The 13194-nt window shown below is 63.7% G+C and carries 7 protein-coding genes; 2 read left to right on the top strand and 5 right to left on the bottom strand.

The features are described 5' to 3' along the window. Positions 1 to 1782 (bottom strand): M10 family metallopeptidase C-terminal domain-containing protein (locus L879_RS24520; protein ID WP_154664248.1); only part of this gene is annotated, 1782 nt, incomplete at its 3' end. A 225-nt stretch (positions 1783 to 2007) separates the two neighbouring features. Here L879_RS24520 and tyrS point away from each other — a divergent pair. Beyond that, complete coding sequence (gene tyrS / locus L879_RS0117275; RefSeq protein ID WP_027317206.1) at positions 2008 to 3270, top strand: tyrosine--tRNA ligase; 1263 nt, start codon at positions 2008 to 2010, stop codon at positions 3268 to 3270. A 99-nt stretch (positions 3271 to 3369) separates the two neighbouring features. Here the strand turns inward: tyrS and L879_RS0117270 are convergent, their stop codons facing one another. After that, entirely contained in the window at positions 3370 to 6789 is a 3420-nt protein-coding gene (locus tag L879_RS0117270) for a YhdP family protein (RefSeq protein ID WP_051435397.1), read from the bottom strand. A 215-nt stretch (positions 6790 to 7004) separates the two neighbouring features. Between L879_RS0117270 and L879_RS0117265 the strand changes: the two genes are divergently transcribed. After that, the gene (locus L879_RS0117265) at positions 7005 to 7469 is read left to right on the top strand and encodes a peroxiredoxin (protein ID WP_027317204.1); all 465 of its coding nucleotides are present in this window, start codon (positions 7005 to 7007) and stop codon (positions 7467 to 7469) included. Between the two features lie 45 nt (positions 7470 to 7514). Here the strand turns inward: L879_RS0117265 and prfB are convergent. From prfB to L879_RS0117250, 3 genes are all read right to left on the bottom strand, one after another. Continuing rightward, positions 7515 to 8643 (bottom strand): peptide chain release factor 2 gene (gene prfB / locus L879_RS0117260; protein ID WP_154664247.1). Its coding sequence is split into 2 segments (ribosomal slippage): positions 7515 to 8573 and positions 8575 to 8643, totalling 1128 coding nucleotides; the frame shifts between segments, so codons are not numbered across the junction. A gap of 230 nt (positions 8644 to 8873) precedes the next feature. Next, positions 8874 to 11318: a penicillin-binding protein 1A gene (locus L879_RS22125; RefSeq protein ID WP_035460044.1), complete on the bottom strand. Its 2445-nt coding sequence runs from the start codon at positions 11316 to 11318 to the stop codon at positions 8874 to 8876. A 108-nt stretch (positions 11319 to 11426) separates the two neighbouring features. After that, on the bottom strand, positions 11427 to 12671 hold the full coding sequence (locus L879_RS0117250) for an N-acetylmuramoyl-L-alanine amidase (protein ID WP_027317202.1): 1245 nt from the start codon (positions 12669 to 12671) through the stop codon (positions 11427 to 11429). Positions 12672 to 13194 lie beyond the last annotated feature (523 nt).

Here is a 13194-nt window from a genome sequence, read left to right as displayed (position 1 = left end):
CACGTCGGCAAACTCGGACCCGACCAGGTTCTCGATGCTGACATAGCTGTCCCCGGCCGCGTCCCCCGTGTTCTGCGCCGCGTTGCTCAGATTGACCGTCAGGCCAAACGACGCCCCCTGGTAGGAGGCGGTGTCCCCGACGAAGGCCTGCGCCTTGCCATAGGACGCCGAGGACGGATCGCCGTCGCCGCCATGCAGCCGGTCGGCCCCGGCGCCGCCATACAGCCAGTCGTTGCCGCCGCCGCCGTTCAGGATGTCGGCCCCGGTGCCGCCGCTCAGGGTGTCGTTGCCCCAGCGGCCCGACAGGGCGGAGCCGCTGTTGAGGCCGGTCAAGACATCGTTGTAATCGGAGCCCTCGAGGCCCTCGACCGAAGTGTAGCTGTCGCCGGAGGCATCGCCGGTGTTGGTGTGCGCATATTGGAGGTTGGCCACGACGCCGCCGGCGGCATCGGCATAGGAGGCCCAGTCAAACCCTGCGCCACCATTCAGATAATCGCCGCCCGCACCGCCGCTCAGGACGTCGTCACTGTTTTCGCCATAGAGGAAGTCGACATCTGAGCCGCCATAGAGTCTATCCGTCCCATCGCCGCCATGGAGTTCATCATTTCCTGCGAAACCATAAAGCGTATCCTGACCGGCATTACCGGTCAGCTTGTTCGACGCAACGTTACCATTGATGACATCGTTTCCGCTGCCGCCAATCGCATTCTCAATCAAGGAGCGAGCGTCGCCTTTATATTGGAAGGCGTTATAAACATTACCGCCAACCTTGGCCGCAGAGTCCTTGTTTGCAAGCTGCGCATTGGAAAAACGGGAAACCCCGCCAGGAGAAAGATCAATCACAGCGTCGTCGGAATAGTTCGACATGTCGTAAGTATCGACGCCGCCACCATCCCAGATCGTCAGGAAGATACGCGCGTTATGCGTTGCACCCTGGCCTACGCCGTTGATGAACATCTCACCTGTAGTTGAGTTCCAACGATAAACGGTACTACCACTATTGGTGTTGAAATCAGCACCGTACAGCGCCTGCAGAGCAGCAATGTCATACTGCATGAAGCTTTGAGGAGCGTCCTGTGTGTCGTTATAAGACATCACCGTGAATTCGGTGGAATCGTGCAAAGCAGACATTTTCGGCATTCCGGACGCCGAATCGTGCGTGTGCTTCAGACCTAACGAGTGCCCGAGCTCATGCATCGTTAGCTGATAAGCATTAGTTCCCTTGATAACGTAAGTTGCCGTCCCTCTTGTGATCCAGGTATCGCCACCATAAACCGGCACGCCCGGGTAATATCCATGGCTTCGCTGGATGATGGCACCCGGCTCGAAGGCCGCAACTTTGATGTCAGCGCCGTTACGGCCGGCGTAGGAAATGCCCGTAACGATCAAACTCGCAACAGAGTTCATGATGTCGTGAACAGCCCCTTCGCTTTCAAGCGACATCGCCTTGTAGCCGGATGCACTGGGATTTACCCACTCGTAGTCGGAACGAGAATCTGGCAGCGACCAAGTAATAGTCGATCCACTCCATTTTGAACCCGACATCAAGGCCTTGACGTCGCTATCCTCGTGCTTCGGAATAAAATACTGCGCTCCGCCGAAAGACAAGGATGGGAAAAGAGTCCCCATAAGAGAAAAGAACTTCAGCGGCACTCCCGAAATATTATCGGATATCCAGTTCCAGGCGGAATCGGCCGCGTCGCCGATCCAGTTTCCGATAGTCTCGACTTGATTGGCGACCCAATTGCCTGCGGACCTGAAAGCATCTGAAAACCAGGACATGAGAGTCACTTTCTTTAATAATATAACATTTTAATGTGGCGTAAGGTCCCGCTTTGTCAAGAGCACCCAAGCTTCATGGGCAAAAAATCCTGTCATCGTAAGCGGTTATCCGTCCAAAATCATGTTCCATCGAAAGGCGTTAGAAGCTTCGAAACACCTCGTGAATTCTCTCCATGAAGCTGCTAAAGGTCCCGCTCAACGACCAAGACCGATGAGAGAGACGCGATGAACGCGCCAAAATCCGAATTTCTGAAGGTGCTCACCGAGCGCGGCTTCATTCACCAGACCTCCGATTTCGAGGGGGTCGATGCCGCGGCTGTGGAGAACCGGCTCACCACCTATGTGGGCTACGACTGCACCGGCCCGTCTCTCCATGTGGGGCACCTGCTCTCGATCATGATGCTGCACTGGCTCCAGAAGACGGGGGCCGGCAAGCCGATCACCCTCATGGGCGGCGGCACGACGCGGGTCGGCGATCCCTCGGGCAAGGACGAGAGCCGCAAGCTTCTGACCGTCGAGCAGATCGAGGCCAACAAGGAGAGCATCAGGACGGTCTTCTCCCGCTTCATCACGTTCGGGGACGGCAAGCTGGACGCCACGATGGTGGACAATGCCGAGTGGTTGACCAAGCTCAACTACATCGAGTTCCTGCGCGACGTGGGCCGGCATTTCTCGGTCAACCGGATGCTGTCCTTCGACAGCGTGAAGCTGCGCCTCGACCGGGAGCACGAGCTGTCCTTCCTGGAATTCAACTACATGATCCTCCAGGCCTACGACTTCGTGGAGCTCAACAAGCGCTATGGCTGCGTGCTGCAGATGGGCGGCTCGGACCAGTGGGGCAACATCGTCAACGGCATCGATCTCGGCCGCCGCCTCGGCACGCCGCAACTCTACGCGGTCACCTGCCCGCTGCTGACCACGGCGTCCGGCGCAAAGATGGGCAAGACGGCCTCCGGCGCGGTCTGGCTCAACGCCGACATGTTGAGTCCCTACGATTACTGGCAGTTCTGGCGCAATACCGAGGATGCGGATGTCGGTCGCTTCCTGAAGCTCTTCACCATCCTGCCGATGGACGAGATCGCCCGGCTCGCGGCGCTCCAGGGCGCGGAGGTCAATGAGGCGAAGAAGGTTCTCGCTACGGAAGCGACCGCCCTGCTCCATGGCCGCGAGGCGGCGGAACTGGCTGCGGAAACCGCCCGCAAAACCTTCGAGCAGGGAGCTCTGGCGGAAAGCCTGCCGACCGTCGAGATTGCGTCCGATGCCTTGAAGAACGGACTCGGCGTGCTCGCGGCCTTCGGCCCGGACTACGCGAAGCTCGTGCCCTCATCGAGCGAGGCGCGCCGGCAGATCAAGAGCGGCGGCCTGAAGGTGAACGACGAGATCGTGACGGACGAGCGCGGCACCTTGAGCCTGTCGGATGTCACGGCCGAGGGCGTGATCAAGCTGTCCTTCGGCAAGAAGAAGCACGTCCTGCTCCGCGCCGTCTGATTCATCGGTCCCGATAGCGAAACGGCTTTCGGGACCGATCGCTTTCATTCTTTTCGAGCGCCCCGGGGGCCGTGCCGTTTTGCGCCGGAGCGCTCGCCGTCAGCGATCGGGAAGAGTCGGCAGCGATCCTGTCTGCGGCTCCCGTTCCGCTCCGACCCCGAACAGCTTGCGCAGGAATCCCGGCGCCACCGCCGAGAGCGGATTGACCGTCAGGGACGGCGCGCTCGCCTGGCCGTTCAGGCGGAAATTGACCGCGAACAGCCCCTCGTTCTGCCCGCCTCCCAGAAGCGGGCCGAAAAGCGGCACCTGGGCGAAGACGTTGTTGAGCCCATAGGCCGGCACGAAGGTGCCCGTGATGTCGAGGCGGTCGCGGGCATAGTCGATGAAGCCGCCGAGCGTGAAGCCGATCGAGCTGCCCCAAATGGCGGCGTCCTTGAAATCGAGCCGTCCCGCGGCGCGCGTAAACTCGAAGCGCGCCTTGGTGAACTGCACCTCGTTCACATCCACGCGAACCATCTGCGGATTGCCGGACCGGTCCTGTCCGGCCACCATCTGGGTCTGGGTGGGAATGATCCGGCGCAGGGCCGGCTCGTTGACCAGGGCGAAGGAATGCAGGATCACGTGCCCCGCCTGCGGTCCGTCACCGGTTCCCAGCTGAAGGATGAGATCGCCGCGCGACATCCGCCTGTAGAGATCGGTGAAGCGCAGGAGCGCGCCGGCATCCTCGACCTGGACGATCACCACCTGCCCGCCGCCGTCCGAGTCGGCCATGGTCCGCCCGATGATGTTGGACGCGCCGAGGCGGCCCTTCATGTCGAGCTGGCGGAGATTGTCCTTGCGGACCGAGGCCTTGACCGTCGCATTGGTGATCGCCTCGTCATTATAGCCCGTCAGGATGTTGAGGCTCAGGTCGAGGTCGAAATCCTTGCTGTCCTTCTGTGAGGCCCCGTTGCGCGCCGCCTGGGCGGTGCCCCCTCCTCCGCCTTTCACGAAGGGGCGCGCATCGCCCACATTGCCCCGGATCGTGACCTTGTAGACGCCGTTCACACGCTCGAGCTGGGCGCGCATATCGTCGCCAGGCGAGAGCTTGAAGGTCGCAAGATCCGCCTTCTCGAGGCTGCCCTCGCTCGTCAGGACCGCGCTGCCCTTGAGCTGGACGGATCCGCTGTCGAGCTGCAGGTCCCGGATCTCGATGGCGGGACCTTCCGCCATGCTGAAGCTGAGCTTGCCGGGCTTGCCTGCCGGCTTAACCCATCCGGGAATGAGCTGATCCACGCCTGCCTTGGCAAGATCCGCCTCGACGAGGATGAGAGAAGGGGCATTCTCGCCGAGCGGAAGGCTCGCCTTGAGGCCGACGGTGCCCGTCAGCTGCGACCCGAAGGACAATCCGCGACGGCTGCGCGCCGCCTCGTCGAGGGAGAACGCCACGCTGGCCTGCCCGCCCTGCCGATTCTTCTGCAGGTCGATGACGGCCTGACTTCCGGCGAGCTTGCCCTCACCTTTGACGGAAAGATCGCCGCGATCGTAGGAAATGCTGAGGTTGGCGCCTTCCAGGCGATCCTTGCCAAAGAACCGGTCGACCCCGAAATCCGTCACGGTCCCGGTGACCTTCAGGGGCAGATCGGCGAATTTGGGAATGTTGTTGACCGGTAGGCCGATGCCGACGCGCAGGTCCGTCTTTCCCTTCATGGTGGCGGGGTCGATGTTGAAGCCCGCGATCTCCTTGATGCGCGGTTCCAGCAGCAGGGCGCCGAGGCCATCGGCGCCTCCCGTCAGGCGAAAATCGATGCGGGCCGACGCTGTCGCATCCCAGTAATTGTCCAGGCCGAACGTGCCGTCGGAGGCTGTGAGCGAGCGGTTGTCCGCCATCTGGACGAGCCCTGCGGGAGCGCGGAGAAACACCTTCGTTCCCGTCACCCGGCCGGTCACATCCATGCCGGAAATGGGCGGAATGCCCGGATCGACCTGCAGAACGCCCTGGGAGATCGCGAAGTCGATCTTGAGGGACGAATCCGGTGTCGGACCGCCCGTGAGCGCCTTCTCGACATCCGCGCCGCTCATCGCCACCTTGAGGTCGATGGCGTCCAGAGTGCCCGCCTTCAGGCTGGACACGAGGTAGCGCCGGACCGGCGGCGCCACAGCCTCAGGCCAGATACGCAGAGCTGAACGGAGGCCGGTCTTTTCCGCGTGCACGTCGAGATGGAGCCCTTTCGGATCCGCATGCGCGGCGAGCAAGCCGGAGATCCGGGCGGACAGCTCCGGGCCCTTGAGCGTGAGGCTGTTGATGCGGACCCCGTCCTGACCCGAAAGATCGGCTGCGAACTCGCTCACCTGCAGGGGCCGGTCGCCCGAGGCCGCTCCGGACCAGGTGATATCGCGGCCTCCCAGGCTCAGGCGCCACGGATTGCCGGCGCTCGGCGTCAGAAGGCGTCCCTGAAGGCGGAATTGCGTATCGCCCCCCTTCACGTCGAGCGAATGGAGCTCAAGCGCCTTGCCGGCTTCGTGCCAACTGGCCTCGATGGAAGCCCGGTCGACAGGGAACGGTGACGTGTCCTTGTCCTCGATCTGGAACGTGCCCGCGTTGCTGTCGAGCCGCGTCTTCAGCTCGGTGACCCGGCCATCCGCATAGGCAATGTCGAAACGTCCCGAGAATTGAAGGTCCGTCGAGGCGGGCAGTTCGGAAAAACCGGTCAGCAGGAGGATGTCCTTGATCGGCGCCCCATCCGCCACGATGCTCGCCCGGTAGGCGTCCGGGCCCTCCACCGTGGCGTCCCCATTGAGCTGCCAGCTCCCCTGCGGCCCCTCGACCATCACGGCGAACTGACGGCCGCCGTTCTCAGACCAGTCGAAGGCGGCGTCCATGCGCTGGAACCGGGCACGCTCGCGCCCGTCGGCATCGATGAAGACTAGGCGCGCATTCGTCAGTTGGGCCTGGCCGAGGGAACTGAGAACGCTTCCAGGGCCGACGATCACGTCGAGCAGCGATCCCACCACTCCGGAGACGGGAGACGGCCCATCGGCATCCAGGGCCAGCGCGGCCGCGGCCTCCTTGGACGGGGCCGGAGGCACCGGGGGCGGCGGAGCGGGATCCCCCGCCTCGGTGCCCTGCACGGGCGAGAAGGCGAGCGAGCCATCCCGGTTGACGAGAACCCTCAACTGCAGGTCCCGGACCTCGACGGCCCTGGGCTGGAGGTTGGCCGTCAGCAGGGACGTGAAATCCACGCTTAGAATGGCATAGGGAGCCCGGAGCACGAGATCGCCGTCGGGAGCGCGGATATCGAGCCCGTTCGCCCGCAGAGCGGGAGAACCGTCATGGAGCTCGATGGCCGTATTGCGCATCGTCACGCTCCAGCCGGGTCCGATCCGGGCGGCCAGCGCTTCCGCAACCTTCTCCGGTAGGCGTCCCAAGCTCATCGGAGCCGCCGACAGGCGCAGGTACAGAAGCCCGGTGGCGACGGCCAGGAAGACGAGAAGCCCGAGCTTCACATAAAGAGTACCACGCAGAACACGCTTGAGCATGCTCCGCTTGGCCGGGACTCGCCGGGGCGACGTGGTACGCAATCGAAGCTTCATTCTTGTGACGTCAGGCAATCCGGTTCTTGCGCATGTGCGACAATCGGGGAATCAAAGAGAGACCTTAACCGTCTCGGGAGCCTCCCGCGACTGTCCCTCAGCAGTCGTGCACATGGGAGGCTTCCAATCAGGACAATCCGCCAAAAGGAAGGCGACCGACCATGCCTCTTACCAATGGAACCAAGGCCCCCGCTTTTTCCCTGCCCGCGACGGGTGGCCGGGAGATCAGTCTCGACAGCCTGAAAGGGCGCAAAGTCGTCCTGTATTTCTATCCCAAGGACGATACGAGCGGCTGCACCCTGGAGGCGCAAAGCTTCCAGGCTCTCAAAAAGGATTTCGACGCGGCCGACACGGAGATCGTGGGCGTGTCTCCCGACAGCCTGAAGAGTCACGACAAGTTCCGCGCCAAATACGGCCTGGACTTCCCCCTCGCGTCCGACGAGACCCAGTCCATGCTGGAAGCCTATGGCGTCTGGGTCGAGAAGAGCATGTATGGCCGCAAGTACATGGGCGTCGAGCGCACCACCGTTCTGATCGACCGCGACGGCACCGTTGCCCGGGTCTGGCCAAAGGTGAAGGTGCCGGGCCACGCGGAGGAAGTGCTCGCGGCGGCGAAAGCTCTTTAAGCCCTGAAACGAAAAGGCCGCTCACAAGGAGCGGCCTTTTTATTCTCAGTCGATATCCTCGACTTCTCCGCTGCCGCCATAGACGCGCTGGGCGAGCGAGGCTTCCATGAAGGGATCGAGGTCGCCGTCGAGAACGTCCTGCGGGCTGGTCGACTGGGCGCCCGTGCGCAGGTCCTTCACCATCTGGTAGGGCTGCAGCACGTAGGAGCGGATCTGGTGGCCCCAGGCGATGTCCGTCTTGGCAGCGGCCTCGGCGTTGGCCTTCTCCTCGCGTTTCTTCAGCTCCAGCTCATAGAGGCGGGCGCGCAGCATGTTCCAGGCCGTGGCCCGGTTCTTGTGCTGGGACCGCTCCTGCTGGCAGGCGACCACGATACCCGTCGGGATATGGGTGATGCGCACGGCCGAGTCGGTGGTGTTCACGTGCTGGCCGCCCGCTCCCGACGAGCGGAACGTATCGATCCGGCAGTCGGACTCCTTGATCTCGATGTTGATGCGGTCGTCCACCACCGGATAGACCCACACCGAGGCAAAGCTTGTATGGCGGCGGGCGTTCGAATCGTAAGGCGAGATGCGCACCAGACGGTGCACGCCGGACTCGGTCTTGAGCCAGCCATAGGCGTTGTGGCCCTTGATCAGGAGCGTGGCGCTCTTGATTCCGGCCTCTTCGCCGTCGGTGATTTCGAGAAGCTCGACCTTGTACTTCCGGCGTTCGGCCCAGCGGGCATACATGCGCTGGAGCATGTTGGCCCAGTCCTGGCTTTCCGTGCCGCCGGCGCCCGAATGCACTTCGACATAGGTGTCGTTGGCATCGGCCTCGCCCGAGAGCAGGGTCTCGACCTGGCGGCGGGCGGCCTCGGCCTGGAGGGTGCGGATCGTCTCTTCGCCTTCCTTGATCGTGGCCTCGTCGTCCTCGGCCTCGCCGAGTTCGATCAGCGTGATCGCATCCTCGAGCTCCTGCTCGAGGCGCTTCACGGCCGAGATCTGGTCCTCCAGGGAGGTCCGCTCGCGCATGATCTTCTGCGCGGCCTCAGCGTCGTTCCAGAGGTTTGGATCCTCGGCCTGGGCGTTCAGTTCGGCGAGGCGTCTCTGGGCAGTATCCCAGTCAAAGATGCCTCCTCAGCAGCCCGACTGACTGCTTGGTCTCTTCTACGAGGTGTTGAATTTCGGCGCGCATTGTTCCGATCGTTTCATGCCTAGGGATCGCGGCGTCTTAGAGCATCGGACCCCAAAGTGGAATGCACTTTCGGGTTCGTCCGATGCTCAGCGTGTCGAAGACTTGCGCCGCGGGGTGTCGAAGGGGTTTCTCCGCACTGTCGAAGACCGGCCCTGTGGCCCGGATCGGCCCCAAGGATCATCCGATTCTCGCGGTACGGAGGATGGTTCTTATATGATGGGCAGGACTATTTAATACAATCCGCCGGTGCCCACGCCCACGGCCTGCCGGGGAGCCCCGGGCGCACCCTGGTACTCGACCTGAGGCGCCTCCTCAGGCTCCGGGGCCACGTATTCCGGCGGCGCGGTGCCCGGCTTGAAGGCTTCGAGGATCGTGCCCCCGCCCTCGCCGCTCGCGCGGGTGCCGGTGGCGGCGTTGACGCGGATCAGCTTGATGCCCGGCGGCACGCGGAAGGGCGTCGCGGGCTTGTCCTTGAGCGCCATCTGCATGAAGTCGCGGAAAACCGGTGCGGCGTACTGGCCGGCCGTCGCGGCGTTTCCGAGCGATTTCGGCTGGTCGTAGCCCAGGAACACGCCGACCGCGAGGTCGGGCGAGAAGCCGACGAACCACACATCCTTCGCGTCGTTGGTGGTACCGGTCTTGCCGGCGAGCGGCTTTCCGACGGCCTTGACCGACTGAGCGGTGCCGCGCTGGACCACCCCTTCCAGGATCGAGGTCATCTGATAGGCGGTGAGCGGATCGAGCACCTGCTCCCTGCTGTCGGTGAGCTTGGGCGCGGGACCGCCGTCCCATTTCTGCGCATCGCAGCCGACGCACTTGCGGTCGTCGTGGCGGTAGAGCGTGCGGCCGTTGCGGTCCTGGATCTGGTCGATCAGGGTCGGCCTGATGCGGCGTCCGCCATTGACGAACATCGAATAGGCGGCCGTCATGCGCATCACCGTGGTCTCGCCCGCGCCGAGCGACATGGACAGCAGCGGCAGCATGTCGTCATAGACGCCGAAGCGGCGGGCATATTCGGCGATCGCCGGCATGCCGACCTCATTGGCGAGGCGCACGGTCATGAGGTTCTTGGAATGCTCGATGCCGTAGCGGAGCGTCCGGACGCCCGCCGACTTGCCGTCATAGTTCGACGGTGCCCAGGCGGCCTGGCCGGGTCCCATATCGAGCACGAAAGGGGCGTCCAGGATCTGCGACGAGGGCGTATAGCCGTTGTCGATCGCCGTCGCATAGACGATGGGCTTGAACGACGAGCCGGGCTGGCGCATGGCCTGGATGGCCCGGTTGAATTCACTCTGGTCGTAGGAGAAGCCTCCCACCATGGCGTGGACGCGGCCCGTGTTCGGATCCATGGCAACGATGGCCCCGGAGATTTCCGGGATCTGGCGAAGACGGAACTGCCCCGGCTTGTCGGCCAGCGGCTCCACATAGACCACGTCGCCGACGGAAAGAGCCTTTTCGACCGCCCGGCGGGTCCATTTCACGCCGTCGGCAGTGACGAGACCTGTCTCGCGATCCTTCGACACCTGGCCGGAGGCTTCGCGCTTGGGCTGCAGGCCGACCTTGGCGCGACCGGCCGCCACCTCCAGCACGACGGCGAGACGCCAGGGCTGAACGTCGCCCAGAACCGGAACCTCGGAGAGGGCCTGGCCCCACTCACGGCCCGCCAGCTCGATCTTCTGATGGGCGCCGCGCCAGCCGCGCGCCTCGTCGAAGCGCACGAGGCCGTCGACGAGCGCCTTGCGGGCCATGGCCTGCATCTTCGGATCGAGGGTCGAACGGATGAGCAGGCCGCCCTCGTAGAGCGTCTCCTCGCCGTAGCGCTCGGCGATGTCGCGGCGCACGCCCTCGGCGAAATAGCCCGAAGCGATGCTGTTCGGAGAAACGACGCGCGGCTTGACGTTGAGCGGCTCCTTCTTGGCCGCTTCCGCCGCCTCCTGCGAGATGTAGCCGTTGGCCGCCATGCGGTCGATCACCCAGTTCCGGCGCTCAATGGCGGCCTTGCGCTGACGGAAGGGGTGATAATTGTTGGGTCCCTTCGGCAGGGCGGCGATATAGGCGGCCTCGGCAATGGTCAGCTCGTGGATCGACTTGCCGAAGTAATCGAGGGCGGCGGCGGCGATGCCGTGCAGGTTGCGGCCCGGCGTCAGGGTGCCGAGGAAGATCTCGTTGAGGTAAAGCTCAAGAATCTTGTCCTTGGAGAAGGTCGATTCCATGCGCAGTGCGATCAGCGCCTCGCGGATCTTGCGCTCGTAGCTGCGCTCGTTGCCGACGAGGAAGTTCTTCGCGACCTGCTGCGTGATCGTGGACGCGCCCTGCTCGCGCGCGCCGCCCGAGCGAAGGTTGATCACGATGGCGCGCATGAGCCCTTCCGGGTCGATGCCCACATGCTTGTAGAAATTCTTGTCCTCCGCGGAGAGGAAAGCCCCGATCACGAGCTTGGGAACGGCCTGGATCGGCACGTAGAGACGGCGCTCGCGGGCGTATTCGGCGATTAGGCTGCCGTCCGCGGCGTGGATGCGCGTCATCACCGGGGGCTCGTAATTGGCGAGCTGGGCGTGATCCGGCAGATCCTTCGAGTAGAACCAGAACCCATAAGCCAGCCCCACGGCGCCGATCAGGAAGAAGATCGCCCCGACGCTGAAGAGGAAGCCGAAGAATCGTAGGACAAAGCGCATCCGAAGGTATTCCATGGCGGCGCCTTGGCGCCTGTTTATGCAGATCTTGAAACGCTGACCCTCGTTACCCGATGAATCGCGCCCCCGCTACGGGTATCCACACTCTCTCTATGGTAAAACTGCGGCAGCGCCCCGCCGGGCGAGCCGCGCGGCGAAGAATCGGTCCACGGCAACGGACATGGCGGAGACCATTTTCCCCCGCCAATCCTCGGACATCAACAGGTCCAAGTCCTTCTGGCTCGACAGATAGCCGAGCTCGACCAGGACCGAAGGCACGTCATGCGCCCGCAGCACCTGGAACCGCGCCTGGCGGTGCGGATTCTTGTTGAGGCGGGCGACCGAGTCGAACTCGCCCACCAGGCGGGTGGCGAAGTGATGGGAAAATCCCCGCGTTTCCCGAAGCGTCAGCTCCATCAGGATATCGGACACGTCGTCCGGCATGTCGGCCGAATCGATGCCGGCCACGGCGTCCGCCTTGTTTTCGCGGTCGGCGAGCCGGGCGGAATCGGCGTCGGAGGCCCGCTCGGCCCCGGTATAGACGGTCAGGCCGCGCACATCCTGCCCGCCGGCAATGGAATCCGCGTGAATGGAAATGAAAAGGTCGGCCTGGGCCGTCCGCGCGGCACGGACCCTGTCGCCCAGGGAGATGAACACGTCGTGATCGCGCGTCATCAGAACCTTGTAGCGTCCGCTCTCCTCGAGCTTCTGCCGCAGGCGCTGGGCGAAGGCCAGGACCAGGTCCTTCTCGACCACATTGCCTGATGAGGCGGCTCCCGGATCGATTCCGCCATGGCCGGGATCGATCATGATGATGGGGCGGGAATCCCTGGCCTCCTGCACCGGGAGCGGCGCCGGAACCTCCTTCGTCGCTCCGGAGCTTTCCGCCGCCGCACGGCGGAACTCCTCCCGCTCGGCGCGGGAAAGCTCGATGGTCAGGATCGTGGCCGCGCCCGTGGAGTCGAGAGCCGTGGTCATGCCGGACACGACGGCCGGCTGGGTCAGCTCCATCACCACCCGCGAGCGGCCCGGGGCGAAGAGACCGTAGCGGTAGGAGGCGATCAGTCCTTCCTTGCCGCGCCCGGCCTCCGGCGGAAGGTGGAAAGCCACTTCCGGCAGGTCGACGATAACCCGGTCCGGGCGCTCCATCACGGAAACCTGGGCCGCGACCGCCTTCGACAGCGTGACCTTGAAGCGGGTCTTGGCGCCCTCCGCCTCCACCGACACGGCAGCGGCGATGGCGGGCCCCGCGGCCTTCCCGCCTTCCCCGGCCGCCCATGCCCGCCCCGCCCCGAAGGCGACGGCGAGCGTCACGAGGCAGAGGCTGAAAAGGCGGTAAATCAGGGAAAAGGGCATCGCTGATCGCTGAGGGTTCGAGCGTCCTTCCTATACTGATAGACGGCGTTTGGTTAATGGAACCTCACGCCACAGGGCTCTTTGCTGAGACAGTGTTGCACCAAGGGCACAGTGATACAGCATCTTGCCAAATGCCCCATTCGATCTGTAATGATCATGGTCCCGTCCGGCATGGCCGAATCTGACGGCGGATCCGAGGAGACGGTTGTCTTGACCGATCCTCACGGAACCCGTCACCCTCGACAGGCTCTCGGACTGGACCATATGGCGATGCTTGTCGCCACTCGCCGATGGCCGGTTCCACCCGTCCCATCGATATCTACGAAAGGGCCGTGTCGAATGGTTGCACGCACGAAGTCAGTTCTGACCTTCGTTTCGGCACCGTTTGCCTCGCGCGTTCTGAATCGCGCACGCCCCTCATCAACCCTTTCCGGCTCCATGCCGGCCCAATTCAACCCAGAATGCGCCCCTTCGCGGCGCACGATGGCGATCGACAGCAATCCGAACGCAACTTCAGCCCGTC

Origin of the sequence: Microvirga flocculans ATCC BAA-817, assembly GCF_000518665.1 — a bacterium.
GTDB lineage: Bacteria > Pseudomonadota > Alphaproteobacteria > Rhizobiales > Beijerinckiaceae > Microvirga > Microvirga flocculans.
The sequence above is the reverse complement of the archived record's forward strand: the minus strand, read 5'-3'. Positions and strand labels throughout refer to the sequence as shown.

What these genes read in the sequence shown, in the direction of transcription:
- tyrS (WP_027317206.1), top strand. Translation starts at nt 2,008, where the DNA reads ATGAACGCGCCAAAATCCGAATTTCTGAAGGTGCTCACCGAGCGCGGC.
- L879_RS0117270 (WP_051435397.1), bottom strand. Translation starts at nt 6,789, where the DNA reads ATGCTCAAGCGTGTTCTGCGTGGTACTCTTTATGTGAAGCTCGGGCTT.
- L879_RS0117265 (WP_027317204.1), top strand. Translation starts at nt 7,005, where the DNA reads ATGCCTCTTACCAATGGAACCAAGGCCCCCGCTTTTTCCCTGCCCGCG.
- L879_RS22125 (WP_035460044.1), bottom strand. Translation starts at nt 11,318, where the DNA reads ATGCGCTTTGTCCTACGATTCTTCGGCTTCCTCTTCAGCGTCGGGGCG.
- L879_RS0117250 (WP_027317202.1), bottom strand. Translation starts at nt 12,671, where the DNA reads ATGCCCTTTTCCCTGATTTACCGCCTTTTCAGCCTCTGCCTCGTGACG.